The organism is Mycobacterium sp. G7A2, assembly GCF_041902445.1.
Classification (GTDB): Bacteria; Actinomycetota; Actinomycetes; order Mycobacteriales; family Mycobacteriaceae; genus Mycobacterium.
Map to the genome: position 1 here is coordinate 793,940 of NZ_CP169251.1, position 24,909 is coordinate 818,848.

A 24,909-nucleotide genomic window follows, 5' to 3' on the forward strand; every position below is an offset into this window, starting at 1 on the left:
CGCGCGAATCAGGCTGGGGTGTCTGCCAGCTCGCGGCCGATGTGCAGCAGCGCCCCGGTGGCGCCACCGACCGCGAACTCCGTCTGCTTGGCGGCTAGGAAATAGCGGTGCACCGGATGGTCGGTGTCGATGCCGACGCCGCCGTGCACGTGCACGGTCGTGTGTGCGACCCGGTGCCCGGCCTCCGCGGCCCAGAACGCAGCGGTGTTGACGTCGATGTCCGCCGGCAACCCCTCCGAGAGGCGCCACGCCGCCTGGGTCAGCGTGAGCCGCAAAGCCTTGACGTCGATGTAACCGTCGGCCAGTCGCGCGGAGACCGCCTGGAAGCTGCCGATCGGCCGCTCGAACTGTTCGCGCTCGCGGGCGTAGACCGCGGTCAGCTCCAACGCGCGTTCGACGACGCCGAGCTGGAACGCACTGCGGCCCAACCGGCCGAGCGTCGTCAGCCAGGCGAGCGCTTCGGCGTCACCGACCACCCGGTCACCGGCCACCTCGACCCCGCGCAGTTCCAGATGGCCCATGCTGCCGCGTCCCGTCGTGCTCAGCGCCTCGACGGTGACACCGGCGTCTTCCTTGGCGACGAGGAAAACCTTTGTACCCGAGTCGGTTTCAGCGGGGACCAGGAATGCGTCAGCCAGGGGCCCGTAACTGACCTGGGTCCGGGTGCCCGTCAGCCGGTAGCCGCCGTCGGCGGAGTGCGCCTGCACGGGGCCTTCACCCATGTCGCCGTCCAGTGCGACGGTGAGGATCGTCTCCCCGGTCACTGCCGGCCGCGCCCACTGCTCGCGCACGGTCTCGTCGCCGAACTTCTCCAGCCCGGCCGCGGCGACCACCACCGATTCGAGGTACGGCACCGCCGACATCTGCCTGCCGAGCGCCACGAGCACCGCCACCTGTTCGAGTAATCCGAACCCGCCGCCACCCAGCGATTCCGGGGCGGCCGCGGAGAGAATGTCGGCGTCGATCAGCTTGCGCCACAGCGCACTGTCGAAGCGTTGCTCGAGACCGTCGAGCTCCTTCTGGTGTGCGGGCGTGCACACCGACTCGGTGATGGTGCGCACCAGGCCGCCGAGGTCCTCGCTGGCTTCGGTCGTGTTGAAATCCATGGTGGTGTCAGCCCTTTCCTACCGGTTCACCCGGGGCAGCCCGAGGGCGACCATGCCGATGATGTCGCGTTGGATCTCGTTGGTCCCGCCGCCGAAGGTCAGGATGAGGCAGGACCGGTGCATCCGTTCGATCCGGCCGCGCAGCAACGCGCCCGCCGAATCGGTGCGCAGCGTCGCCGCGGAGCCGAGGACCTCCATCAGCAGCCGGTACGCCTCGGTGGCCAGTTCGGTGCCGTAGACCTTGGCCGCCGACGCGTCAGCCGGCGACGGGGCGGAATCGGTGGCCGAGGCCAACTCCCAGTTGATCAACTTGAGCACCTCGGCCTTGGCGTGCACCCGGGCCAGGTTGAGCTGCACCCACTCCGCGTCGATCAGGCGTTTGCCGTGCACGTCCTTGGTGTTCTGCGCCCACTCGCGGACACCGCCGAGCGCGACGAAGATCGGTTGTGCCGACACAAGTGCGACGCGTTCGTGGTTGAGCTGATTGGTCACCAGTTTCCAGCCGGCGTTCTCCTCGCCGACGAGGCTGGTCACCGGCACCCGGACATCCTGGTAGTAGGTGGCGCTGGTATCGACGCCGGCCATGGTGTGCACCGGTGTCCACGAGAAGCCCTCGGCGGTGGTGGGCACGATCAGCATCGAGATGCCGCGGTGCTTCTTCGCCTCGGGATTGGTGCGCGCCGCCAGCCACACGTAGTCGGCGTAGGCGATCAGCGACGTCCACATCTTCTGACCGTTGATGACGTAGTCGTCCCCGTCGCGCACGGCGGTGGTCCGCAGCGACGCCAGGTCGGTGCCCGCACCCGGCTCGGAATAGCCGATGGAGAAGTGCAGGTCGCCGGCGGCGATCTTGGGCAGGAAGAACCGCTTCTGCTCGTCGGAGCCGAAGTGCATGATCGTCGGCGCGACGCTGTTGATCGTCAGGAACGGCACCGGGACGTTGGCAATCGCGGCTTCGTCGTTGAAGATCAGCCCGTCCATCGGCGGACGCGCCTGTCCGCCGAACTCTTCGGGCCACGACAGCGTCAGCCAGCCGTCCTTGCCCATCTGCGCCACCGTCTCGCGGTAGACGTTGCCGCGGCCCATCTCGCCGTCGCTGGCCGCCAAGGCCTCGGCTCGCTCCGGGGTCATGAGCTTGGTGAAGTACGCCCGCAGTTCGCGGCGCAACTCCTCCTGTTCAGGCGTGTAGCCGATCCGCATCGCGTCGTCCTCACTTGTCTGCGAGCCTTGGTAAAGATGTCATTCTCGGATGCCTGGTGGCACCTCAGGGCTACCCCGGTTGTAACACGTTCTAGTGTTGGGGTCCAGGGTGGTGTCACACTGGTTGCCCGACGGCATCGGACCAACAGCCCGGACCGACAGGAGGTTCTCATGCGAGTGGAAGTGGATCGTGACCGCTGCGAAGGTAACGCGGTGTGCGTCGGAATAGCCCCCGACCTGTTCGACCTCGACGACGAGGACTACGCCGTGGTGAAGTCCGATCCCGTGCCGCCGGGGGAGGAGGCGGTGGCCGAGCAGGCCATCGCCGAGTGCCCGCGCGCCGCCCTGATCCGTCACGACTAGAGGTATTCGTACTTTGTCTTCTCCCCAGTCTTCGCCCAAGTCTGCTGACTCTCCCTCCGACACCGATCTGTCCGGACGCGTCGCGGTCGTCACCGGCGCCGCGGCAGGTCTCGGCCGTGCCGAAGCCATCGGCCTGGCCAGGGCCGGCGCCACCGTCGTCGTCAACGACATGGCCCCGGCCCTGGACAAGTCCGACGTGATGGACGAGATCGCCGCCGTCGGGTCGAAGGGCGTTGCCGTCGCCGGTGACATCAGCCAGCGCGCCACCGCCGACGAGCTGGTGGAAACGGCCGACGGCCTGGGCGGGCTGGCCGTCGTCGTCAACAACGCCGGCATCACCCGCGACCGGATCCTGTTCAACATGACCGACGAGGAATGGGACGCAGTCATCGCGGTGCACCTGCGGGGGCATTTTCTGCTCACCCGCAATGCGGCGACCTACTGGCGGGCGAAAGCCAAGGCCGGCGGTGACGGCGGGTCGGGTCAGGTGTACGGCCGCATCATCAACACTTCCTCGGAGGCGGGTCTGTCCGGACCCGTCGGACAACCCAATTACGGGGCGGCCAAGGCGGGGATCACCGCGCTGACACTGTCGGCGGCGCGCGCACTGGAGAGGTTCGGCGTGCGCGCCAACGCGATCGCGCCGCGGGCCCGCACGGCGATGACGGCCGGGGTGTTCGGCGATGCGCCGGAACTGTCCGACGGCGCCGTCGACCCGTTGTCGCCCGAACATGTGGTCAACCTGGTCCGATTCCTGGCATCTCCCGCCTCCGAAGCGGTCAACGGACAGCTGTTCATCGTCTATGGTCCGACGGTGACGCTCATTGCTGCTCCGACCGCGGAGCGGCAGTTCAGCGCCGACGGAGAAATCTGGGAACCGGCACGGTTGTCCGACGAGTTGCGGAGCTACTTTGCTGACAGGGATCCGGAGCGGAGTTTCTCGGCCGCGATGGGGCTCGGAGATCGAGACTGACAGTCTCGATGACCGACCGGGCTCGCCCATTAGAACACGTTCTAGGCAGCTATCGCCCTGCCATGCCTTGAGCTGGGGAAATATAACGATTCGCGCGGTTTTGCCGAACTTTGACAGTGCGAACACGTTCTAGTTAGTATGATCCGGCTCACTAAGTGGAGCGCTTACACCAGGGTGGGTTCAGGTCTACGGCGACCGATGTCGAACTATTCGCCACAGCATGTACCTGAGCCCGCTGGGAGAACGGAGCCGAGGTGATCGAACAACTTGCGGCGCCTGCGCGGGCCGTGGGTGGGTTCGTCGAAATGTCCTTGGAGACGTTCGTCAAGACGTTCCGCCGGCCGTTCCAGTTCCGGGAGTTCCTCGACCAGACGTGGATGATCGCCCGCGTCTCGTTGGTGCCGACCCTGCTGGTCGCGATCCCGTTCACGGTGCTGGTCGCCTTCACGCTCAACATCCTGCTGCGCGAGATCGGTGCGGCGGACCTGTCCGGCGCCGGCACGGCGTTCGGGACGATCACCCAGCTCGGTCCGGTCGTGACGGTGCTCGTGGTGGCCGGTGCGGGTGCCACGGCGATCTGCGCGGACCTCGGCGCCCGCACCATCCGCGAGGAGATCGACGCGATGCGGGTGCTGGGCATCGACCCCATCCAGCGCCTGGTGGTGCCCCGTGTGCTGGCCTCGACGTTCGTGGCCCTGCTGCTCAACGGCCTGGTCTGCCTGATCGGGTTGTCCGGCGGCTACGTGTTCTCGGTGTTCCTGCAGGGGGTGAACCCGGGCTCCTTCATCAACGGACTGACGGTGTTGACCGGACTTCCCGAGCTCATTCTCGCCGAGATCAAGGCGCTGCTGTTCGGCGTCGTCGCCGGGCTGGTGGGCTGCTATCGGGGGTTGACGGTGCAGGGCGGCCCGAAGGGCGTGGGCAACGCGGTGAACGAGACGGTCGTCTACGCCTTCATCTGCCTGTTCGTGATCAACGTGATCATGACGGCGGTGGGAGTAAGGGTGCTGGCCTGATGAGCGCTTGCGCGAAGAAGCAGAGTGCCCTGATGAGCGCTTGCGCGAAGAAGCAGAGTGCCCTGATGAGCGCTTGCGCGAAGAAGCAGAGTGCCCTGATGAGCGCTTGCGCGAAGAAGAGACGAATCTGATGAGTTATGACGCCACGCTGCGCTTCCGCCGCCTGTTCCGCGGCGTACCCAGGGCTGTCGACACCGTGGGTGAGCAGGCCCTGTTCTACGGCGAGACCTTCCGCTACGTGCCCAACGCGATCACCCGGTATCGCAAGGAGACCATCCGGCTGATCGCCGAGATGTCCATGGGCACCGGGGCTCTGGTGATGATCGGTGGCACCGTCGGCGTGGCCGCGTTCATGACGCTCGCGTCCGGCGGCGTCATCGCGGTGCAGGGCTATTCGTCGCTGGGCAACATCGGTATCGAGGCGCTCACCGGCTTCCTGTCGGCATTCCTGAACGTGCGCATCGTGGCTCCGGTGATCGCCGGTATCGCGCTGGCCGCCACCATCGGCGCGGGCGCCACGGCGCAGCTGGGCGCGATGCGTGTCGCCGAGGAGATCGATGCCGTGGAATCGATGGCGGTGCATGCGGTGTCGTATCTGGTGTCCACCCGCCTGATCGCCGGCCTCATCGCGATCGTGCCGCTGTATGCGCTGTCGGTGCTGGCGGCGTTCTTCGCCGCCCGGTTCACCACCGTCTACATCAACGGTCAGTCCGCGGGTCTCTACGACCACTACTTCAATACGTTCCTGATACCCAGCGACCTGCTGTGGTCCTTCCTGCAGGCCATCGTCATGGCTGTGGCGGTCATGCTGATCCACACCTATTACGGCTACAACGCCTCCGGTGGGCCGGTCGGGGTCGGCATCGCGGTGGGCCAGGCGGTGCGGACCTCGCTGATCGCTGTCGTGACCATCGTCCTGCTGATCTCGCTCGCCGTCTACGGCGCGTCCGGCAACTTCAATCTGTCGGGTTAGGTCGGTGATTTATGGCAGACGGTGACGCCAAGCGCAGCCACGTCCGTATCGCTGCGGCCATCCTGGCCGCGGTGGTGCTCGCCGCGGTCGTGTTCACCTACCTCTCCTACACCGCCGCGTTCACGCCGACCGACAAGGTCACGGTGCTCTCGCCGCGGGCCGGCCTGGTCATGGAGACCAAAGCCAAGGTCAAGTACCGGGGCGTGCAGATCGGCGAGGTCGAGTCCATCGACTACGCCGGGGACATGGCCAAACTGACGCTGGCGATCCGCAGCGCAGAGATGCAGTACGTTCCGGCGAACGCGCCGGTGCGGATCGCGGGAACCACGATCTTCGGCGCCAAGGCCGTCGAGTTCCTCGCGCCGCAGGACCCCTCGGGCAAGTCGCTGCGGCCCGGCGCCGAGGTCCAGGCCAAGGATGTCCAGCTGGAAGTCAACACGCTGTTTCAGACGTTGACCGACACGCTCACCAAGATCGACCCCATCAACCTGAACGCGACGCTGTCCGCGCTGGCCGAAGGGCTGCGCGGCAACGGCGACGACCTGGGTGCCACGATGGCAGGGCTGAACACCTATCTGGGCCGGTTCAACCCGAAACTGCCGGCGCTGCAGGAGGACCTGCGTCGCACCGCCGGAGTCGCGAACATCTATGCCGACGCCGGCCCCGACCTCGCGCGCATCCTCGACAACGCTCCGTCCATCGCTCAGACGGTGGTCGACGAGCAGGACAACCTGAACGCGACGCTACTGGCGGCAACCGGGCTGGCGAACAACGGTACGGCCACCCTGGAGCCGGCCGCCGACGACTACATCGCCGCGATCCAACGGCTGCGGGCTCCGCTGGACGTCGCCAGCGAGTACTCGCCGGTGATCGGTTGCACGATCGACGGCACCGCCAGGGCGATCGACACGTTCGCGCCCATCATCGGCGGTATCCGGCCGGGCCTGTTCGTGTCGTCGAGCTTCATCCCGGGCGCTCCCTCGTACACGTATCCGGAGAGCCTGCCGATCGTGAACGCCTCGGGCGGACCGAACTGCCGCGGTCTGCCCAACGTGCCCGGCGTGCAGTACGGCGGTTCCTACTACCGCACCCCGTTCCTGGTGACCGACAACGCGTACGTTCCCTTCCAGCCGAACACCGAATTGCAGTTCGACGCGCCTTCGACGCTGCAGTTCCTGTTCAACGGCGCGTACGCAGAGCGAGATGATTACTGATGAGCAGGATGAGAGCCGATCGCACGCTGATCAACGTCTCGGTGTTCACCGTGGTCATGCTGCTGGTGACCACATCGCTGGTGGTGGTCTTCGGCGAGTTCCGCTTCGGTTCCGACAAGGGGTATCACGCGACGTTCACCGACGCATCGCGGCTGAAATCCGGTGAGGATGTCCGGATCGCGGGTGTCCCGGTGGGCACCGTCGACGGCGTGACACTCAACGAGGACAACACTGTCGACGTGGCATTCACCGTCGCCGACCGCTACCAGCTCTACACCTCGACCCGGGCAGTGGTGAGGTACGAGAACCTGGTCGGCGACCGGTACCTGGAGATCACCTCGGGGCCCGGCGATCTCGTGAAGCTCGCACCCGGCGCCACGATTCCGAAGGACAACACGGCGCCCGCGCTGGATCTCGATGCGCTGCTCGGCGGCCTGCGCCCGGTCCTGAAAGGGCTGGAAGGCAAGAAGATCAACGAGATCAGCAGCGCGGTGATCGAACTGCTGCAGGGCCAGGGCGGCGCGTTGTCCAACATGCTGGCGTCGACGAGTGCCTTCACCCAGGACCTGGCGGCTCGCGATCAGCTGATCGGTGACGTCATCACGAATCTCAACACCGTGCTGGGCACCGTGGACGAGAAGGGCGCCGAATTCGACGCGAGCGTCGACCAGCTGCAGCAGCTGCTCACCGGCCTGGCTGAGGGGCGCGATCCGATCGCCGGCGCGATCGGGCCGCTGGCCACCGCGGAGACCGACCTGACCGAGATGCTCGAGCAGTCCCGCCGGCCGATCCAGGGTGTCATCGAGAACGCCCGGCCGCTGGCGCAGCGCATGGACGAGCGCAAGGCCGACATCAACAAGGTGATCGAACCGCTGGCCGAGAATTACCTGCGGCTCAACGCGTTGGGCGCCTATGGTGCGTTCTTCAACATCTATTACTGCTCGATCCGGATGAAGATCAACGGACCCGCGGGCAGCGACATCCTGATCCCGTTCGGCGGTCCGCCGGACCCGTCGAAGGGGAGGTGTTCCGAGAATGGCTAAGACCGACGGCGCGAACCCGCTCCGCACCGGGATATTCGGCATCGTGCTGGTCACCTGCCTGGTGCTGGTGTCCTTCGGCTACAGCGGGCTGCCGTTCATGCCGCAGGGCAAGAACTACGAGGCGTTCTTCAGCGATGCCGGCGGCATCTCGCCCGGCAACGACGTCAACGTCTCGGGAATCAACGTCGGCAGGGTGACCGGTGTCGAGTTGGCCGGGGACAGCGCCAAGGTCACCTTCACCGTGTCCCGTGACGTCCGGGTCGGCGACCAGTCCCTGGTGGCGATCAAGACCGACACGGTCCTCGGCGAGAAGTCGCTTGCCGTCACCCCCAAAGGGGCCGGGTCGGTGACCTCGATCCCGTTGGGGCGCACCACCACGCCCTACACGCTCAACACCGCGTTGCAGGACCTGGGGCAGACCGCGAGCGAGCTGGACAAGCCCAGGTTCGAGCAGGCGTTGCAGACGTTGACCGCTTCGCTACGAGATGCGACGCCGCAGCTGCGCAGCGCGCTCGACGGCGTCGCCGACCTGTCCCGCAGCCTCAACAAGCGCGATGCGGCTCTCGATCAGCTGCTCGGGCACGCCCAGCGGGTGTCGGAGACGCTGGCCCAGCGGGCCGGTCAGGTCAATCAGCTGATCGTCGACGGCAACATGCTCTTCGCCGCGCTCGACGAACGCCGTCAGGCGTTGAGCCGGTTGATCGCAGGTATCGACGATGTGTCCGAACAGCTTTCGGGGTTCGTCGCCGACAACCGCCAGGAGTTCGGACCCGCGTTGGAGAACCTCAACCTGGTCATGGACAACCTGCTGGAACGCCGTGAACACATCGGGGAGGCGCTGCGGCGGCTACCGCCCTACGCCACCGCGCTGGGCGAGGTCGTGGGCAACGGCCCAGGGTTCAACATCAACCTCTACGGTCTGCCCCCCGCCAGCCTGGCCGAGGTACTCCTCGACACCTACTTCCAGCCCGGCAAGCTGCCCGACAGCCTCGCCGACTACCTGCGCGGGTTCATCGCCGAGCGCTTGATCATCAGGCCGAGGTCACCGTGAGCGAATCGACAACGACGAAGACACGCAACCGCACCCTGCGGCTGAGCTTGGCGGCCGTATTGGTCGTCGCACTGGTGGTCGGCGTCTTCCTGGTCTGGCCGACCCGCAAGGGGCACACCATCGTCGGCTATTTCACCTCGGCGGTCGGGCTCTACCCCGGCGATGAGGTCCGCATCGTGGGTGTCCCGGTGGGGGAGATCGACTCCATCGAGCCACGAGCCGACGACGTCAAGATCACGATGAGCGTCGACCACGGCGTGCAGGTGCCGGAGAACGCCAAGGCGCTCATCATCTCGCCGAATCTGGTGGCGGCGCGCTTCATTCAGCTCACCCCGGCCTACACCGGCGGTCCGACGATGGCCGACGGAGCGGCGATCGGTCTGGACCGCACCGCCGTTCCGGTGGAGTGGGACGAAGTCAAGGAGCAGCTCACCCAGCTCAGCGCCCAACTGGGTCCGCAGCAGGGTTCGGTACAGGGCCCGTTGGCCGAGGTCATCGACCAGGCCGCCACGACGTTCGACGGCAATGGCGACTCCTTCCGGGAAGCGGTGCGCGAGCTGTCGCAGACCGCAGGCCGCCTCGGTGATTCGCGCAACGACCTGTTCGGCACGGTGCGTAACCTGCAGGTGCTCGTCGACGCGCTGTCGAACAGCAACGAGCAGATCGTGCAGTTCACCAATCACGTGGCGTCGGTGTCGCAGGTGCTGGCCGACAGCTCGGCGAACCTCGACGACACCCTGGGCACGTTGAACCAGGCGCTGTCCGACGTCCGGGAGCTGCTCGGCGAGAACAACCAGGCGCTGATCGACCAGGTCGGCAAGTTGGCCGACTTCACGCAGATCCTGACCGACCACAGCGACGACATCGAGCAGGTCCTGCACATCACGCCCAACGGTCTGTCGAACTTCTACAACATCTACAACCCGGCACAGGGCACCGTCGCCGGCTTGCTCTCGCTGCCGAACTTCGCCAACCCGGTGCAGTTCATCTGCGGCGGCGCCTACGACATCGGGGCCACCCCCGACGAGTACAAGCGCGCCGAGATCTGTCGCCAGCGGATGGGCCCGGTGCTCAAGCGCATCACGATGAACTACCCGCCGGTGCTGTTCCACCCCATCAACAGCATCACGGCGTACAAGGGCCAGGTCATCTACGACACCCCGGAGACCGAGGCCAAGGCCGAGACGCCGGTGCCTTACCTGCAGTGGCAGAACGCCCCGGGCGTCACCCCGCCGGAGATTCCGCCGGACGCCGACCTGTCGACGTTGCTGGCCCCACCGGCGCCGGAAGCGGCTCCGGCCGCACCACCGGCAGCGGGAGCAGCAGCGCCTGTCCCACCGGCGGCGCCCGTCCCGGCGCAGCCGATCCCGGGTCCGCTGCGGCCCGACCAGGCGGTGCCGCAGCCCGCCGCGCCACAGACGGGAGCGGGCGGATGATGCGCCGAGCATTGACCATCTCCTCGTTGGCCGTGCTGTTGGCCGGTTGCCAGTTCGGCGGGCTCAACTCACTGGACATGCCCGGCACGGCCGGGCACGGTGCCGGTTCTTTCCAGGTCGAGGTCGAACTGCCCGACGTGTCGACCCTGCCGCAGAACTCGCCGGTCATGGTCGACGACGTCACCGTGGGCAGCGTCTCCGGCATCGACGCCGTCCAGCGGCCCGACGGGACCTTCTATGCGGCCGTGCAGTTGTCGCTCGAACCGGGCGTCAACCTGCCGGCCAACGCCATCGCGCGGGTTGCGCAGACGTCGCTGCTCGGGTCTCAGCACATCGAGTTGGCCGAACCGGTCGACGAGCCCGGAGAGGGCCGGCTGAAGCAGGGCTCGGAGATCCCGATGAGCCGCACCGGTCGCTATCCCACCACCGAGGAGGTGCTGTCCTCACTGGGTGTCGTGGTCAACAAGGGCAATCTCGGTGCGCTGCAGGACATCACGGACGAGACCTACAACGCCGTCGCCGGCCGGCAGGGGTCCTTCGCCGAACTGATCCCACGCCTTGCCGAGCTGACCGCCTCACTGGACCGCCAGACCGAGGACATCATCGCCGCGGCTGAGGGCCTGAACCGCTTCGCCGGGATCCTGGCACGCAGTCAGGACAGCCTCGGACGGACGCTGGACACGTTGCCCGACGCGCTGGAGGTGCTCAACCGCAACCGCGCCAACATCGTCGACGCGTTCGCCGCGCTGCGCAGCTTCGCCGAAGTCGGGTCCCGGGTGCTGCAGCAGACCAAGGACGATTTCACCGAGGACTTCAAGGATCTGTTCCCGGTGATCAAGGCGCTCAACGACCATGCGGACGAGTTCATCAAGAGCCTCGAGTTCCTGCCGACGTTCCCGTTCCACTACGACTACCTCCGCAAGGCGGTGCGCGGCGACTACCTCAACGTGTTCGTCACGTTCGATCTGACGCTGCGCCGACTCGGTGAAACCGTGTTCACCACCTCGAAGGGGCTGGACCCGAACATGAAACGGATGAGCGATGTCATCAACACGCCCGACTTCCTGATCGGAGCCAACTCGAACCTGTCCGGCCAGGCGGCGGACCCGTTCGAGATCCCGCCGGGCACGGCGACCCAGCACGACGGGCCGGTGCAATGATCGATCGCCTGACCCGGATCCAGCTCACGATCTTCGCGATCGTGACGGTGCTGACCGTCGGCGCCATCTCGATCTTCTACCTGCGCCTCCCGGAGGCAGTCGGTATCGGCGCCTACAACGTGAGCGCCAACTTCACCGCGGCCGGCGGGCTGTACCAGAACGCCAACGTCACCTACCGCGGCGTGACCGTCGGCCGGGTCGAATCGGTGGGGCTCACCGACGACGGCGTGGTGGCCAAGATGCGACTGGACAGCGGCACCCCGGTTCCGGAGAACGTGACCGCGACCGTCAAGAGTGTCTCGGCGGTGGGCGAGCAGTACATCGACCTGGTCCCGCCGGAGCAGGCGGCGCCGGGCACGCTGCGCAACGGCGCGGTGATCCCGGTGGATCGCACCGCGATCGGCCAGGACATCTACGGCATGCTGCAGGAGGCCGACGCGCTGATCAGCAGCGTCGGTGATACCCGGTTGCAGGATCTTCTGGACGAGACGTTCAAGGCGTTCAACGGCTCCGGGCCGGAACTGGCCCGGCTGATCCAGTCGGCGCGGCTGCTGGTCGACGAGGCCAACGCCAACTTCGACCAAACCTCGTCGTTGATCGACCAGGCGGGCCCGTTCCTGGAAGCGCAACTGCGCAGCGGCGACGACATCCGCTCGATGGCCGACGGGTTGGCCCGGTTGACCACCGAGGTCGCCAACGCCGACCCGCAACTGAGGTCCACGCTGCAGACCGTCCCCCGTACCACCGAGGTGGCCAACGAAACGTTCGCAGGTATCCGGCCGACGTTCCCGGTGCTGGCCGCCAATCTGGCCAACTTCGGCCGCATCGGCGTCATCTACCGCAAGTCGCTGGAACATTCCCTCGTCGTCTTCCCGGCCCTGCTCGCCGCGCTGAACACCGTCGGCACCGGGCTGCCGGCGGACGAGGGCGGCAAGCTGGACTTCAAGATCAACCTGGGGGATGCGCCACCGTGCTCGGTGGGCTTCATCCCGCCCACTCAGATCCGCTCCCCGGCCGACACCACGCTGCGTGAACTGCCGACCGACATGTACTGCAAGACCCCGCAGAACGATCCCAGTGTGGTGCGCGGGGCGCGCAACTATCCGTGCCAGGAGTTCCCGGGCAAGCGCGCGCCCACCATCCAGCTGTGCCGCGATCCCAAGGGCTACGTGCCGATCGGCAGCAATCCGTGGCGCGGACCGCCCGTGCCGGTCGGGACACCGATCGAGGACGGCCGCAACATCCTGCCGCCCAACAAGTTCCCGATGATCCCGCCACAGGTCGATCCGGATCCGGGCCCCCCGTCGGTGCAGTTGCCGCCCGGGGTGGCACCGGGGCCGGGACCTGCGCCGCACGCGCCGTTCCCGCTGCCCTACCCGCCCAACGAGGTGGGGCCGCCGCCGCCGCCCTGGCCGTACTTCTCGCCGCCCGACGAAGTGGTGCCGCCGTACGGCCGCACCCCACCGGCGCCCGGACCGGCTCCCGGGGCGCCTGCGCCTGCGCCAGCACCCGCGCCTGCGCCGCCGGGCCCGCTGCCCGCCGAGATGCCGCTGGCGAGCGGACCGGCAACCGCGACCTACGACCAGAACGGCGAGTTCGTCGATCCCTCAGGCGGGACTGGTATCTTCGCGCCCGGCACCGACGCACTGGCGCCCGCTGAGAACTGGGTCGACCTGATGCTGGCGCCCGAACAGATCTGACCAGGCCCGGAAGGGCCGTGAAGAAGGCGAATTTGTCCGAAGAGGAATCCCGCGACGTGTCGGCGTCGGCCGGCCGGCCGGTGCGACGGCGCGCCTCGCGGGCCGCGGGCCCGGCCGGCACGGGCACGGGCACGGCGTCACCGGACACCGAAGGTTCGGTCGCGCTGGCACCGACCCCGACGGTCAAGGTTCGTCCGGTCCGCCCCGCCGGTCCGCCGCCGCGCCGCCCCGCCAACCGCAGGCTGGTGGCGTTGGTGTCGATGCTGACACTGGCGGTCGTGGCCGCGGCCCTGGCGACCGGCGCCGCGCTGCTGCTGTCCTCCCAACGTGAGGCCCAGGCGGAGCAAGCCCGTGACCAGCGCTTCGTCGACACCGCACGTCAGCTGGTGGTCAACATGTTCAGCTACACGCAGGACAACATCGACGACAGCGTGGACCGGTTCGTCAACAGCACCAGCGGGCCGTTGCGGGACATGCTCAGCCAGGACAACAACGTCGAGAACCTCAAGGCGATCTTCCGCGACACCAACGCCAGCTCGGAGGCCGTGATCAACGGCGCTGCGCTCGAGGACATCGACGAGGTGACGAACAACGCTGCGGTCCTGGTGTCGGTGCGGGTGACCGTGACGGACATGGAGGGCACCAACAAGCCCTCCCAGCCGTACCGGCTGCGGGTGATCGTGCACGAGGACGACGCCGGTCACATGACCGGATACGACCTCAAGTATCCCGACGGCGGTAACTGATGAGGGCGGTCCGGCTCTGGTCGACGCTCGCGGTGGTGCTCGCCGCGGGCGTGGTGGCGCTGGCGGCCTACGGTGGCGCACTGTACTGGAACGGGGTCCAGCTCGCCGGTGAGCAGGAAGCGCGCAGCGAACTCGCACCGCTGGCCACCGACCAGATCCCGAAGGTGTTCGGCTACGACTACCAGACCGTCGAGCGCAGCCTCCTCGACGTCTTTCCGTTGCTCACCCCCAGCTACCGCCAGGAGTTCGAGGAACGCGCCACCGAGGACATCATCCCGCAGGCTCGCGAGCGGCAACTGGTCAGCCAGGCCAACGTGGTCGGTGCGGGGGTGCTGGACGCGCAACGTAATTCGGGATCGGTGATGGTGTTCATGAACCGCACCGTGACCGACAAGTCCCGCCAGCCCGTCTACGACGGCAGCCGCTTACGCGTCGACTACAAGAAGGTCGACGGCAAGTGGCTGATCGACTACATCACCCCGATCTGACCGGAACCCCGCTCGTTGCCCGCCGAGCCCAGTGCATCGAGGAACGACCGCGCCCAGCGATCCACGTCGTGCGCGAGGACCTGGCGACGAAGCGCTCGCATGCGCCGCCTGCCCTCTTCGGGTGACTGGTTCAGCGCCGCCTCGATCGCGTCCTTGACGCCCTCCAGGTGATGCGGGTTGGTCAGGTAGGCCTGGCGCAGCTCGGCCGACGCGCCGGTGAACTCACTGAGCACCAGAGCGCCGCCCAGGTCGCTGCGGCACGCCACGTACTCCTTGGCCACCAGGTTCATGCCGTCGCGCAGCGGGGTGACCAGCATGACGTCGGCGGCGACGAAGAACGCCACCAGATCCTCGCGCGGCACCGGCCGGTGCAGATAGTGCACCACCGGGTGGCCGACCTCGCCGTATTCACCGTTGATGTGGCCGACCTGGCGCTCGATGCCCTCGCGCATGGCCTTGTAGCTCTCCACCCGCTCCCGGCTGGGGGTGGCCAGCTGGACCAGCACGGTGTCCTCGCGGTTGATCCGCTCCTCGGCGAGCAGCTCGGAGAAGGCCTCCAGCCGCACATCGATGCCCTTGGTGTAGTCCAGGCGGTCCACACCCAGCAGGATCTTGCGGGGGTTGCCCAACTCCTGACGAATCTCGCGGGCACGCTGCCGGGTGCTCTTGCTGCGTGCCTTCTGGTCCAGGTCGGTGGAGTCGATCGAGATCGGGAACGCACCGACCTTGACGGTGCGGAACCCGACCTGCACCTCCCCGAACCGTGACCGCACCCCGACCGTCGCGCGGGAGGTGTTCGCGCCCACCAACCGGCGGGCCAGGATCAGGAAGTTCTGCGCGCCGCCCGGCAGATGGAACCCGACCAGGTCGGCGCCCAACAGACCCTCGGTGATCTCGGTACGCCACGGCATCTGCATGAACAGCTCGACGGGCGGGAACGGGATGTGCAGGAAGAACCCGATCGTCAGGTCGGGCCTGAGCATGCGCAGCATCTTGGGCACCAGCTGCAGCTGGTAGTCCTGCACCCACACCGTGGCTCCCTCGGCGGCGACGCGCGCGGTCGCCTCGGCGAAGCGCCGGTTCACCTCGACGTAGCGGTCCCACCATTCCCGGTGGTAGATCGGCTTGACGATGACGTCGTGGTACAGCGGCCACAGGGTGCCGTTGGAGAACCCCTCGTAGTACTTGGCGACGTCGTCGGCGCTGAGCCGGACCCGGACCAGCGACATCCCATCCTGCTCGATGGGCTCCTCGCTGGCGTTCGGATCGCCGGGCTCCTGGGGTACGCCGGGCCAGCCGATCCACGCGCCGTGGCGCCGGCGCAGCAGCGGCTCCAGAGCCGTCACGAGGCCGCCGGGGCTGCGCTTCCACTCGACGGTGCCGTCGGGTTTCTGAATCATGTCGATCGGCAGCCGGTTGGCCACCACGACGAAGTCCGCCGTCCCTGTGGACGGCGCAGGGGAGCCACCCGTGGAGCGGGCCTCGGGACCGCTCTGGGCGGTCATCAGGCGTCGAGCTTCGCCGGACCGATGCCGAGCATGGACAAGAAGACGCGGCATTCGTCGGCGTCGGTGGCGTAGGCGGCCACCACCCGGCGGGCCTGACGCTCGGTGCTGTCGGCGATGGGCTCGACGTCGCCGAGGTCGGCGGGATCAGATTTCGCAGGCATGGCACAACTGTAGCCAACCGGCAGGTGAGTGCTGGTAAGCAAGCCGCTCGGACGTAGTGTGCACAGCATGAGTGCCGCATCGGCGAACCATGAGCAGGTCACCTACGAGACCCTCGATGACGGGCGCATCGCGCGGATCTGGCTCAACCGGCCCGAGGCGCAGAACGCGCAGTCCCGCACCCTGTTGGTCCAACTCGACGAGGCGTTCGGCCGGGCCGAGGCCGACGACGAGGTCCGGGTGGTCATCCTCGCCGCCCGCGGAAAGAACTTCTCGGCAGGACACGACCTGGGCTCGGAGGCCGCGCTCGCCGAGCGCGCACCGGGCCCCGATCAGCACCCCAGCTTCCGGATCAACGGAGCCACCCGCGCGGCGGTGGCCGAGCGCACCTATCTGCAGGAGTGGCACTACTTCTTCGAGAACACGAGCCGGTGGCGCGATCTGCGCAAGATCACCATCGCCCAGGTGCAGGGCAACGCGATCTCGGCGGCGTTGATGCTGATCTGGGCATGCGATCTCATCGTGGCCGCCGACGACGCGAAGTTCAGCGACGTGGTGGCGGTGCGCATGGGCATGCCGGGTGTCGAGTACTACGCGCACCCCTGGGAATTCGGGGCCCGCAAGGCCAAGGAGCTGTTGCTGACCGGGGATTCGATCGAGGCCGACGAGGCCCACCGGCTGGGAATGGTCTCGAAGGTCTTCCCGCGTGCCGAACTCGAGGACAAGACCCTCGACTTCGCCCGTCGCATCGCCGAGCGGCCGACGATGGCGGCGCTGCTCGTCAAGGACTCGGTGAACGCCGCCAGCGACGCGATGGGGTTCACCGAGGCGCTGCGCCACGCGTTCCACATCCACGAACTCGGCCATGCCCACTGGGCGGCCCACAACGAGAACCGGTATCCGATCGGCCTCCCGCCGGATGTTCCGGACTGGCGCACCCTCGGAGCGCCGAAGCCCGCTCGCCGCGACGAACCGTGACGTATAACTAGAACCTGTTCCAGTTGAACGGCTGAAGGGGTTCTCGTGCTGCTTTCGTTGTCGGGTCGGACGTATCTGGTCACCGGAGGTGGCAGCGGAATCGGCAAGGGTGCCGCGGCCGCCATCGTCGCTTCGGGTGGCAACACCGTCCTGGCCGGGCGCAACGCCGACAAGCTGGCCGCCGCGGCCGAGGAGATCGTCGGGCAGGCCGGAGACGGCGCAGGCGAGGTCATCTACGAACCCGCCGACGTGACCAACGAGGACGAGGCGGCGCGCCTGGTGGAAGCGGCGACCGCCTGGCACGGCCGGCTCGACGGCGTCGTGCACAGCGCCGGTGGCTCGGAGACAATCGGACCGATCACCCAGATCGACTCGGCGGCGTGGCGTAACACCGTCGACCTGAACATCAACGGCACGATGTACGTGCTCAAGCACGCCGCCCGCGAGATGGTGCGAAGCGGGGGAGGCTCGTTCATCGGGATCTCGTCGATCGCCTCGAGCAACACCCACCGCTGGTTCGGCGCCTACGGGCCCAGCAAGGCCGCCTTGGATCACCTGATGATGGTGGCCGCCGACGAGCTCGGTCCGTCGTCGGTGCGGGTGAACGGAATCCGGCCGGGTCTGACACGCACCGACATGGTGGCCCCGATCATGGAGTCGCCCGCGGTCAGCGACGACTACCGGGCGTGCACGCCGCTGCCGCGGGTCGGGGAGGTGGAGGACATCGCCAACCTGGCGGTGTTCCTGCTCAGTGACGCCGCCAGTTTCATCACCGGCCAGATCATCAACGTCGACGGCGGGCACGGGCTGCGCCGCGGGCCCGACCTGTCCGGGATGCTTGAGCCGCTGTTCGGCGCCGACGGATTGCGCGGAGTCGTGACCGGCTAGCGCGGGCTCGGCTTCTCGCCGCCGGCCTCCCATTCGGCGAGCGCGCCCAGCGCCGACCAGTCCAGGTCGCGGCCTCCGCCGGCCAGCAGAGTCAGGAAGCGGTCGCGCAACAGGCTGCCGATCGGTAGCGGCACCTCGAGTTGCTCACCGGCGGCCAGGACCAGACGCACGTCTTTGAGCCCGAGGTGCGCAGCGAAGCCCGCCGGTTCGAACTCCCGTCGGGCCAGCAGCCCGCCGTAGGTCTGATAGGCCGGGGCCGCGAAGAGCGTCGAGGTCAGCAACTCCAGATACTGCTGCTTGTCGACGCCGGCCTTACCTACTAAAGCCATTGCCTCGCCGAGCGATTCGATGACCGACGCGATCAGGAAGTTGCCGGAGAGCTTCACGAGGTTGGCTGTCTTCGGGTCCGGCGCGATGGCGAACGTGCGTTGCCCCACCGCGTCGAACACCGGCGAGAGATCCTGCACGACAGCGGGGTCTCCGGCAGCGACCACGAACAGCTTCGCGGCGGCGGCCGCTTCGGGCCGGCCGAACACCGGTGCGGACACGAAGTGCTGGCCGGCCTCGGCATGCGCGGCGGTCAACCGGTCTGCCAGCGCAACGCTGATGGTGCTCGACGAGACGTGAATCGCGCCCTGCGGCAGCGCGGCGAGGATACCGGCTTTGTCACCCTCGCCGAACGCCACTGATTCGACGGCCGGGTCATCGGCCAGCATCGAGATGACGACGTCGCCAGTGCAGGCGTCGGCGATCGTGGTCACCGCGGTCGCGCCGCGCTCCACGAGTGCCGCAGCCTTCTCGGGTGATCTGTTGTACGCCGTGACCTCGTGGCCGGCGGCCAGCAGGTTGGCCGCCATGCCCGCGCCCATGTTTCCCAGCCCGATGAATCCGATTCTCATGTCCTCAGCATGCCGTACCGGAGTGGCCCGTCGCCGAGCGTGCCGTACCGGAGTGGCCCGTCGCCGAGCGTGCCGTACCGGAGCGGCCGGTCGCCGAGCGTGAACTGATTGCGAGAAGTTACAGGACTTTTCGCAGAGCATTCACAGTCGGCGAGACGAAGCCGGGGTGGGCGGTGACGGGGGCCAGTCTGAGGGGGCAGCCAGGGCAAGAGGAGGCCCGCGCGTGCGGGGGCCAGTCTGAGGGGGTCGGGCCGTGAGCCGGTGCGGGAAGGCGCCAGGCTGGACGGACCGGGCCCCGGCACTCAGCTCATAGCCTGGTCAGTCATTTCAGCCGTGGCAGTCGTTGCCGTCATCTCAGAGGCACGGTGAACCGCATTGACGATGCCCTGATAGCCGGTGCACCGGCAGAAGTTCCCGGACAGGCCCTCGCGGATCTCCTCGTCGGTGGGAGACGGATTGTCGCGCAGCAGGGCGGTGATACTGGTGACGAATCCTGGTGTGCAGAAGCCGCATTGAAGTCCGTGGCATTCACGCAGGGCGGACTGCACGGGCGACAGCTCGCCGGATTCGTCGGCGATCCCTTCGACGGTGGTGACGTCCTGACCCTCGGCCTGTACCGCGAAGATCAGGCATGCCCGCACCGCCTGGCCGTCGAGCAGCACGGTGCAGGCGCCGCAGGCGCCGTGTTCACAGCCCAGGTGGGTTCCTGTCAGACCGCACTTCTCGCGCAGGAAGTCCGCCAGTGTCAGCCTCGGTTCCACGATGTGGCGAACCCGCTTGCCGTTCACGGCGATTTCGACCGGTGTCTCGTACATCGTCACTCTTTCTCGCTCGCCGCTGCCACGGCTTCGCAGAGCGCCCGCGCCAGCATCGTCGCGCCGACCCGGGCCCGGTAGGCCGAGGACCCCTGCAGATCGGCGGGAATGTCCTGGATTGCCGCCATGCTCGACCGGGCGATCTCGAGCGCGGCGTCCCCGTCGAGGTCGCTCACCGTTCGGCCGACGAGAGCGTCTTCAGCGACGGTGCCGCGCAGTGGCGTCGAACCCAGACCGAGCAGACCCACCCCGCACCGACTCACCCGGTCGTCAGCGTCGACCTGGATCGCCGCGACGGCACCGGCGATCGCGAAATCGCCGTGTCGGCGCGCGAATTCATGTACGGCGAAGCCGCTTCGTGCCTCCCACACCGGGAACCGGACCGCGGTGAGGATCTCGTCGGAGGCCAGCGAGGTCTCCCACAAGCCGGTGAAGAACTCAGCAGCCGGGATGGTCCGGGGGCCGCGTGCGGAATGCGCCTCCATGTCCGCGTCGAGCGCCAGCGCCACTGCGGCATATTCCGCAGCCGGGTCGGCGTGGGCGATCGCGCCACCGAGCGTGCCGCGGGTGCGGATCTGGAAGTGTCCGATGTGCGGGGTGACCATCGTCAACAGCGGGACAGAGTCGGCGACCTCGTCGTCCATCCCGACCAGCGCGTGCGAGGTGGTCGCGCCGACGCGCACCGCGCCGTCGTCGAGATCGATGCCGCACAGCTCGTCGAGACGGGAGATGTCGATGAGAGCGTCGAAGTGCGTCAACCGCATCGCCAGCATCGGTACCAGGCTCTGGCCACCGGCCAACACCTTGGCGTCATCACCGAATTCGGCGAGCATGTCGGCGGCCTCCTTCACCGACTCGGGCCGGTGGTAGGCGAACGGGGCGGCCTTCATGAGGTGAGCCGCGACAGCGCGGCCAGCAGCTCGTCGATCGCGGGTGGCACGTGGGGACTGCGACGGCGCCGGCCGATCAGGATGCCGGCGGCCAGGCCGCCGGCCAGCGCAGCGACGACGGGCGCGTACCTCTTGGCGATCGGCAGCGCCACCACTTTCACCAGGTCGACCGAGTCGTCGGAGCTGGGTGCGGCCGCAGCGGTGGCCTGCTCCGCGGTGGCGGCCGTGGTCGCCGACTGTGGCGCGGCGACACCGTCCTGCAGGTCGGCTTCCAGCCGCTTGGCGAACTGCGCGATCAGATTGCCGGCGACGTCGGCGAGCACGCCGCGGCCGAACTGGGCCGCCTTGCCCGAGATCGTCAGGTCGGTGGTGATGACCACCCCGGTGACGTCACCTTCGTCCTTCAGCTGTGCGGTGACCAGCGCGGCGGCGTTGCCGCTGCCCCGGGTCTCTTTGCCGTTCGCCCTGATGACCACCCGTTGCGCGGACTCGTCCTTCTCGGTGAACGTGGCCTCGCCCTGGTAGGACACCGTGATCGGGCCGACCTTGACCTTCACCGCCCCGGTGAAGTCGTCACCATCGACCGACAGCAGCTGCGCGCCCGGGATGCAGGGTGCGACACGCTTCACGTCGGTCAGCACCGTCCACGCGGTCGTGGAGGGAACCGGGACACGAAACTCGTTGACCAACTCCATGATCACTCCGCTCTGGCGCTAGTTCGCCGCTTGTTCGATGGCCTCGACGATGGCTGCCGGGGAGGCCGGGAGGGTGGTGATCGTCGCGCCCAGCGGCGCCAGCGCATCGTTGATCGCGTTGATCACCGCGGGTGTGGAACCGATCGCGCCGCCCTCGCCGCAGCCCTTGTAGCCACCGACACCCGGGCCGGGAATCTCAACGTGCCCGTACTCGATCGGCGGAACCTCGGTGGCGGTGGGCAGCAGGTAGTCGACGAACGTCGACGACAGCGGATTGCCGTCAGCGTCGTAGGACATCTGCTCCAGCAGCGCACCGCCGATGCCCTGTACGGTGCCGCCGGCGATCTGCCCCTCGACCACGTTCGGATTGATCATGGGGCCGACGTCCTCGCTGACGATATAGCGCGTCAGCGTCACGTGACCGGTCTCGACGTCGACCTCGCAGGTGCACGCGTGGGTGGCGTTGGCCCAGTGGATCGGCGCGGTGGGGGGAGAGGTGAACCGCGCTGTCGCCTCCAGCGACGCCGACATCCCGGGCGGCAGCTGCTGGGGCTCGTAATAGGCCCGGTAGGCGAGGTCGGCGAAGCTGACTGACGTGCCGGGATCCTCGCGGACAAGTGCTCTGGACCCGGACAGTTCCACGGCGGACTCCTCGACGCCCAGCCTCGACGCGGCCATCGCGACGATCTGCCTGCGCAGGATCGTGCCTGCTTCGTGCACCGCCCCGGCGGTCATCGGTCCGCTGCGACTGCCCTGGGTGCCCGCGCCGTACGGAGTGACGGCGGTGTCACCCTGGATGGTGGCGACGTCGTGGATGTCGGCACCGAGCGCGTCGGCGGTCAACTGCACGACCGTCGTCTCGATGCTGTTGCCCGTCGAACCGCCGTTGACGTAGACGTTGATCTTGCCCGTCGACTCCATCCGGATGGTGGCGCCCTCGGAGGCGAGGTGGCCGGTGGCGGCGCCGGTCGGCTCGATGTAGGCCGAGTAGCCCAGGCCGAGGTAGCGGCCCTGGGCCAGCGCTTCGGCCTGCATCGCGCGGAAACCCTCGTGGTCGAGGATCTTCACCGCCTGCTCCAGGGTGTCCGCCGGCGCGACGTGGTCGTAGGGCATGCCGTTCGGATTGAAATAGGGCATCTCGTCGCCGCGCAGGATGTTGCGGCGCCGCAACTCGAGCGGGTCCAGACCCATCTGGCGGGCGGCGATGTCGAGAAGGATTTCCCGCGTGAGGGTTTCGTACTGCCACGGGCCCCGGTAGGCCGCCAGGCCCGCGGTGTTGGAGAACACCGTCTTGTAGTTGAAGCTGGCCTTCGGAACCCGGTAGGGGCCGGGGAAGAACATCCCGATCGCCGCGGTGGTGAGAACGGGATACGGCGTGGGGTAGGCCCCGACGTCCTGGAGGAAGTCGATGTCGGCGGCGAGGATGGTGCCGTCCTCGTCGAACGCCATCCGTACGTCGCCGTCGACGTGGCGCGCCTGACCGGCCGTCATCAGGTTCTCCCGGCGGTCCTCGATCCACTTCAGTGGCGCCGAGACGCGACGGGCGGCCAGCAGCACGCACATGTCCTCGCGCATCGGCACGACCTTCTGACCGAAGCCGCCGCCGGTGTCGCGCATGATCACCCGCACCCGCTGGGCCGGGATACCCAGCAGGCGCGCGGCGAAGGCACGCAGCTCGTGCGGGGTCTGGGTGGACGCCCAGACGGTCAGATCACCGGAAGCGGCCTGCCAGTCCACCACCATCCCGCGGGTCTCGATCGGGACCGGCGCGTGGATCTGCTGGTAGATGTGCGCCGAGGCGACGTGCGCGGCCCCGGAGAAGGTCTCCTCGTCCGGCGGTGCCCCACCCATTCCGCCGGCCACGTTGTCCGGATAGGCCTCGTGCACGACGGGCGCCCCGGCGGCGGACCCGCCCACGGCGCGGGTGAAATCCGCGACGGCGGGCAGCGGTTCGTAGTCGACGTCGATGAGCTCGATGGCGTCCTCGGCCAGGTAGCGGCTCTCGGCGATCACCAGTGCCAGCGGGTCGCCGACGAAGCGGACCTCGTCCTCGGCCAGCGGTGGTCGCGGGGTGTCCGGGATGTCCTTGCCGGCCACCGCGTGCCACGCCTCCCGGACGTCGGGGTTCAGGTCGGCGGCGGTGAACACCGCGTGCACGCCGGGCAGGGCCAGCGCGGCCGAGGCGTCGAATCGGCGGATTCTGGCGCGGGCGAACGGGCTGCGGACGAAGCAGGCGTGCAGCATGCCGGGACGGCTGATGTCGTCGACGAACGAGCCGTGACCGGTGAGAAGCCGGCTGTCCTCGACGCGCTCGACCCGTCGGCCGGCGTAGCGCGCGGTGATGGTGCCGGTGTCGGTGTGGATGGCGGTGTCGGTCAGTTCGATCACTCCCCTCTGCACTTGGAGAGTGACGTTATCGTATTCGAGAGAGACATTTCCACCATGAATGTCTCATCGCTGTTCAGGCGTCGTGGTGGATGCGTCCGCCCAGCTCAGTGAGCGGTCGGCCACCGCCGCCCCAGCGCCGCGCGATGATCTCGGCGGCGATCGACACCGCGGTCTCCTCCGGTGTCCGCGCCCCGAGGTCCAACCCGATCGGGCTGGACAGCCTGGCGAGTTCGGCATCGGACAGTCCCGCTTCGCGCAGTCGGCGCAGCCGGTCCCGGTGGGTGCGCCGCGATCCCATCACCCCGATGTAGCCCACGTCGGGTAGCCGCAGCGCGACCTGCAGGACGGGAACGTCGAACTTGGGATCGTGGGTCAGCACGCAGATCGCGGTACGGTCGTCGATCGAGCCCTGTTGCGCCTGTTCGGCCAGATAACGGTCGGGCCAGTCGACGACGACCTCTTCCGCGGCGGGGAATCGGGCGGCCGTGGCGAACACCGGCCGGGCGTCGCAGACGGTGACCCGGTAACCCAGCAACGCGGCTTGGCGGGCCAGCGCAGCGGCGAAGTCGATGGCTCCGAAGACGAGCATTCTCGGCGGGGGAGCGTGGCTGGCGACGAAGACCTCCATGCCGGCCTCCTGGCGCTGGCCGTCGGGGCCGTAGGTCAGCACCGCCGACCGGCCGGCGGCCAGTAGTCCGCGCGCGTCGTCGGCGACTGCGGCGTCGGCGCGCGCCGACCCGAGGGTGCCCAGGGTCGAATCGGCGCCGACCACCAGCCGCGCACCCACCCGGGCGGAGTCGGGATGGGCGACGATCGTGGCGACCGCGACCGCACGGTGTGCGGCGATGTCGTCGGCGACGGCCTGAAGGTGAGGAAACGTCTCCCGCGACACCGCTTCGGTGAACACGTCGATGGTGCCGCCACAGGTCAACCCGACTGCGAACGCGTCGTCGTCGCTGACGCCGTAGCGCTGCAACTCGGGCCGTCCACTGGCGACCACGTCGGCGGCGAGTTCGTACACCGCCGCCTCGACACAGCCGCCGGACACCGAGCCGGCGACGGTGCCGTCCGGGGACACCACCATCGCCGCTCCCGGCGGTCGGGGTGCCGATTTCATCGTGCGCACGACGGTCGACAGCCCGGCCGTGCCGCCGGCCCGCCAGACGGCGAGCAGCTCGTCGAGTACGTCGCGCACCTGCGCAGTGTATGCCTAGGCTGGC

At 68.1% G+C, this 24,909-nt stretch carries 24 protein-coding genes; 14 read left to right on the forward strand and 10 right to left on the reverse strand.

Annotation, left to right across the window (positions count from 1 at the left end):
- Positions 1-8 precede the first annotated feature (8 nt).
- Together ACEWX3_RS03840 and ACEWX3_RS03845 are read right to left on the reverse strand one after the other, a co-directional pair.
- Positions 9-1,106, reverse strand: a complete 1,098-nt coding sequence (locus ACEWX3_RS03840; RefSeq protein WP_374158715.1) for an acyl-CoA dehydrogenase family protein — start codon at positions 1,104-1,106, stop codon at positions 9-11.
- An 18-nt stretch (positions 1,107-1,124) separates the two neighbouring features.
- Entirely contained in the window at positions 1,125-2,306 is a 1,182-nt protein-coding gene (locus tag ACEWX3_RS03845) for an acyl-CoA dehydrogenase family protein (RefSeq protein ID WP_374158716.1), read from the reverse strand.
- 171 nt (positions 2,307-2,477) lie between these two features.
- On the opposite strand from ACEWX3_RS03845, the gene ACEWX3_RS03850 reads away from it, so the two are divergent.
- The 12 genes from ACEWX3_RS03850 (at position 2,478) to ACEWX3_RS03905 (ending at position 14,469) form a co-directional block, all read left to right on the forward strand.
- Complete coding sequence (locus ACEWX3_RS03850) at positions 2,478-2,669, forward strand: ferredoxin (RefSeq protein WP_152518816.1); 192 nt, start codon at positions 2,478-2,480, stop codon at positions 2,667-2,669.
- Between the two features lie 13 nt (positions 2,670-2,682).
- Positions 2,683-3,642 carry a 3-oxoacyl-ACP reductase gene (locus ACEWX3_RS03855; RefSeq protein WP_374158717.1) on the forward strand — a complete coding sequence of 320 codons (960 nt, stop codon included), beginning with the start codon at positions 2,683-2,685 and terminating at the stop codon, positions 3,640-3,642.
- 254 nt (positions 3,643-3,896) lie between these two features.
- Entirely contained in the window at positions 3,897-4,658 is a 762-nt protein-coding gene (locus tag ACEWX3_RS03860; protein ID WP_207065225.1) for an ABC transporter permease, read from the forward strand.
- A gap of 130 nt (positions 4,659-4,788) precedes the next feature.
- Positions 4,789-5,631, forward strand: coding sequence for an ABC transporter permease (locus tag ACEWX3_RS03865; RefSeq protein WP_207064676.1), 843 nt, complete (start codon positions 4,789-4,791; stop codon positions 5,629-5,631).
- A gap of 11 nt (positions 5,632-5,642) precedes the next feature.
- Positions 5,643-6,845 (forward strand): MCE family protein, encoded by a 1,203-nt coding sequence (locus tag ACEWX3_RS03870; RefSeq protein ID WP_221354317.1) that lies wholly within the window; start codon positions 5,643-5,645, stop codon positions 6,843-6,845.
- Positions 6,846-6,853: 8 nt separating this feature from the next.
- A complete protein-coding gene (locus tag ACEWX3_RS03875; protein ID WP_374159776.1) occupies positions 6,854-7,888 on the forward strand; it encodes an MCE family protein in 1,035 nt (344 codons plus the stop codon).
- On the forward strand, positions 7,881-8,939 hold the full coding sequence (locus ACEWX3_RS03880) for an MCE family protein (RefSeq protein ID WP_221354319.1): 1,059 nt from the start codon (positions 7,881-7,883) through the stop codon (positions 8,937-8,939). The genes ACEWX3_RS03875 and ACEWX3_RS03880 overlap by 8 nt, the downstream gene beginning before the upstream one ends.
- Positions 8,936-10,375, forward strand: coding sequence for a virulence factor Mce family protein (locus ACEWX3_RS03885; protein ID WP_374158718.1), 1,440 nt, complete (start codon positions 8,936-8,938; stop codon positions 10,373-10,375). Before ACEWX3_RS03880 ends, ACEWX3_RS03885 begins: the two co-directional genes overlap by 4 nt.
- Positions 10,372-11,535: an MCE family protein gene (locus tag ACEWX3_RS03890; RefSeq protein WP_374158719.1), complete on the forward strand. Its 1,164-nt coding sequence runs from the start codon at positions 10,372-10,374 to the stop codon at positions 11,533-11,535. Before ACEWX3_RS03885 ends, ACEWX3_RS03890 begins: the two co-directional genes overlap by 4 nt.
- A complete protein-coding gene (locus ACEWX3_RS03895; RefSeq protein ID WP_374158720.1) occupies positions 11,532-13,235 on the forward strand; it encodes a virulence factor Mce family protein in 1,704 nt (567 codons plus the stop codon). Before ACEWX3_RS03890 ends, ACEWX3_RS03895 begins: the two co-directional genes overlap by 4 nt.
- Before the next feature lie 32 nt (positions 13,236-13,267).
- A complete protein-coding gene (locus ACEWX3_RS03900; protein WP_374159777.1) occupies positions 13,268-13,981 on the forward strand; it encodes a mammalian cell entry protein in 714 nt (237 codons plus the stop codon).
- Positions 13,981-14,469: a mammalian cell entry protein gene (locus ACEWX3_RS03905; protein WP_207064670.1), complete on the forward strand. Its 489-nt coding sequence runs from the start codon at positions 13,981-13,983 to the stop codon at positions 14,467-14,469. The genes ACEWX3_RS03900 and ACEWX3_RS03905 overlap by 1 nt, the downstream gene beginning before the upstream one ends.
- On the opposite strand, the gene ACEWX3_RS03910 is transcribed toward ACEWX3_RS03905, so the two are convergent.
- Both ACEWX3_RS03910 and ACEWX3_RS03915 read right to left on the reverse strand, forming a co-directional pair.
- Positions 14,451-15,974 carry a trehalose-6-phosphate synthase gene (locus ACEWX3_RS03910; protein WP_207064669.1) on the reverse strand — a complete coding sequence of 508 codons (1,524 nt, stop codon included), beginning with the start codon at positions 15,972-15,974 and terminating at the stop codon, positions 14,451-14,453. The two genes, ACEWX3_RS03905 and ACEWX3_RS03910, sit on opposite strands and share 19 nt — an antisense overlap.
- Positions 15,974-16,138 carry a hypothetical protein gene (locus ACEWX3_RS03915; RefSeq protein ID WP_098003178.1) on the reverse strand — a complete coding sequence of 55 codons (165 nt, stop codon included), beginning with the start codon at positions 16,136-16,138 and terminating at the stop codon, positions 15,974-15,976. Before ACEWX3_RS03915 ends, ACEWX3_RS03910 begins: the two co-directional genes overlap by 1 nt.
- 67 nt (positions 16,139-16,205) lie before the next feature.
- Here ACEWX3_RS03915 and ACEWX3_RS03920 point away from each other — a divergent pair, with 67 nt between their 5' ends.
- The gene (locus ACEWX3_RS03920) at positions 16,206-17,114 is read left to right on the forward strand and encodes an enoyl-CoA hydratase (RefSeq protein WP_207064668.1); all 909 of its coding nucleotides are present in this window, start codon (positions 16,206-16,208) and stop codon (positions 17,112-17,114) included.
- A gap of 45 nt (positions 17,115-17,159) precedes the next feature.
- Positions 17,160-18,002 (forward strand): SDR family oxidoreductase, encoded by an 843-nt coding sequence (locus ACEWX3_RS03925; protein WP_207064667.1) that lies wholly within the window; start codon positions 17,160-17,162, stop codon positions 18,000-18,002.
- On the opposite strand, the gene ACEWX3_RS03930 is transcribed toward ACEWX3_RS03925, so the two are convergent.
- From ACEWX3_RS03930 to ACEWX3_RS03955, 6 genes are all read right to left on the reverse strand, one after another.
- On the reverse strand, positions 17,999-19,042 hold the full coding sequence (locus ACEWX3_RS03930; RefSeq protein ID WP_374158721.1) for an NAD(P)-dependent oxidoreductase: 1,044 nt from the start codon (positions 19,040-19,042) through the stop codon (positions 17,999-18,001). The two genes, ACEWX3_RS03925 and ACEWX3_RS03930, sit on opposite strands and share 4 nt — an antisense overlap.
- Positions 19,043-19,203: 161 nt before the next feature.
- Complete coding sequence (locus tag ACEWX3_RS03935; protein WP_374158722.1) at positions 19,204-19,716, reverse strand: (2Fe-2S)-binding protein; 513 nt, start codon at positions 19,714-19,716, stop codon at positions 19,204-19,206.
- A gap of 2 nt (positions 19,717-19,718) precedes the next feature.
- On the reverse strand, positions 19,719-20,606 hold the full coding sequence (locus ACEWX3_RS03940; protein ID WP_374158723.1) for a xanthine dehydrogenase family protein subunit M: 888 nt from the start codon (positions 20,604-20,606) through the stop codon (positions 19,719-19,721).
- Positions 20,603-21,301, reverse strand: coding sequence for an SRPBCC family protein (locus tag ACEWX3_RS03945; protein WP_207064658.1), 699 nt, complete (start codon positions 21,299-21,301; stop codon positions 20,603-20,605). The genes ACEWX3_RS03940 and ACEWX3_RS03945 overlap by 4 nt, the downstream gene beginning before the upstream one ends.
- A gap of 18 nt (positions 21,302-21,319) precedes the next feature.
- Positions 21,320-23,680, reverse strand: a complete 2,361-nt coding sequence (locus ACEWX3_RS03950; protein WP_374159778.1) for a xanthine dehydrogenase family protein molybdopterin-binding subunit — start codon at positions 23,678-23,680, stop codon at positions 21,320-21,322.
- An 82-nt stretch (positions 23,681-23,762) separates the two neighbouring features.
- Positions 23,763-24,884, reverse strand: coding sequence for an XdhC family protein (locus ACEWX3_RS03955; protein ID WP_207064657.1), 1,122 nt, complete (start codon positions 24,882-24,884; stop codon positions 23,763-23,765).
- Between the last annotated feature and the right edge of the window lie 25 nt (positions 24,885-24,909).

Excerpts from the sequence above, each read along its gene's own strand:
- ACEWX3_RS03850 (WP_152518816.1), top strand. The coding sequence starts at position 2,478 with ATGCGAGTGGAAGTGGATCGTGACCGCTGCGAAGGTAACGCGGTGTGC.
- ACEWX3_RS03940 (WP_374158723.1), bottom strand. The coding sequence starts at position 20,606 with ATGAAGGCCGCCCCGTTCGCCTACCACCGGCCCGAGTCGGTGAAGGAG.
- ACEWX3_RS03880 (WP_221354319.1), top strand. The coding sequence starts at position 7,881 with ATGGCTAAGACCGACGGCGCGAACCCGCTCCGCACCGGGATATTCGGC.
- ACEWX3_RS03920 (WP_207064668.1), top strand. The coding sequence starts at position 16,206 with ATGAGTGCCGCATCGGCGAACCATGAGCAGGTCACCTACGAGACCCTC.
- ACEWX3_RS03870 (WP_221354317.1), top strand. The coding sequence starts at position 5,643 with ATGGCAGACGGTGACGCCAAGCGCAGCCACGTCCGTATCGCTGCGGCC.
- ACEWX3_RS03910 (WP_207064669.1), bottom strand. The coding sequence starts at position 15,974 with ATGACCGCCCAGAGCGGTCCCGAGGCCCGCTCCACGGGTGGCTCCCCT.
- ACEWX3_RS03865 (WP_207064676.1), top strand. The coding sequence starts at position 4,789 with ATGAGTTATGACGCCACGCTGCGCTTCCGCCGCCTGTTCCGCGGCGTA.
- ACEWX3_RS03930 (WP_374158721.1), bottom strand. The coding sequence starts at position 19,042 with ATGCTCTGCGAAAAGTCCTGTAACTTCTCGCAATCAGTTCACGCTCGG.
- ACEWX3_RS03895 (WP_374158720.1), top strand. The coding sequence starts at position 11,532 with ATGATCGATCGCCTGACCCGGATCCAGCTCACGATCTTCGCGATCGTG.
- ACEWX3_RS03905 (WP_207064670.1), top strand. The coding sequence starts at position 13,981 with ATGAGGGCGGTCCGGCTCTGGTCGACGCTCGCGGTGGTGCTCGCCGCG.
- ACEWX3_RS03890 (WP_374158719.1), top strand. The coding sequence starts at position 10,372 with ATGATGCGCCGAGCATTGACCATCTCCTCGTTGGCCGTGCTGTTGGCC.
- ACEWX3_RS03945 (WP_207064658.1), bottom strand. The coding sequence starts at position 21,301 with ATGGAGTTGGTCAACGAGTTTCGTGTCCCGGTTCCCTCCACGACCGCG.
- ACEWX3_RS03935 (WP_374158722.1), bottom strand. The coding sequence starts at position 19,716 with ATGTACGAGACACCGGTCGAAATCGCCGTGAACGGCAAGCGGGTTCGC.
- ACEWX3_RS03875 (WP_374159776.1), top strand. The coding sequence starts at position 6,854 with ATGAGAGCCGATCGCACGCTGATCAACGTCTCGGTGTTCACCGTGGTC.
- ACEWX3_RS03845 (WP_374158716.1), bottom strand. The coding sequence starts at position 2,306 with ATGCGGATCGGCTACACGCCTGAACAGGAGGAGTTGCGCCGCGAACTG.
- ACEWX3_RS03840 (WP_374158715.1), bottom strand. The coding sequence starts at position 1,106 with ATGGATTTCAACACGACCGAAGCCAGCGAGGACCTCGGCGGCCTGGTG.
- ACEWX3_RS03915 (WP_098003178.1), bottom strand. The coding sequence starts at position 16,138 with ATGCCTGCGAAATCTGATCCCGCCGACCTCGGCGACGTCGAGCCCATC.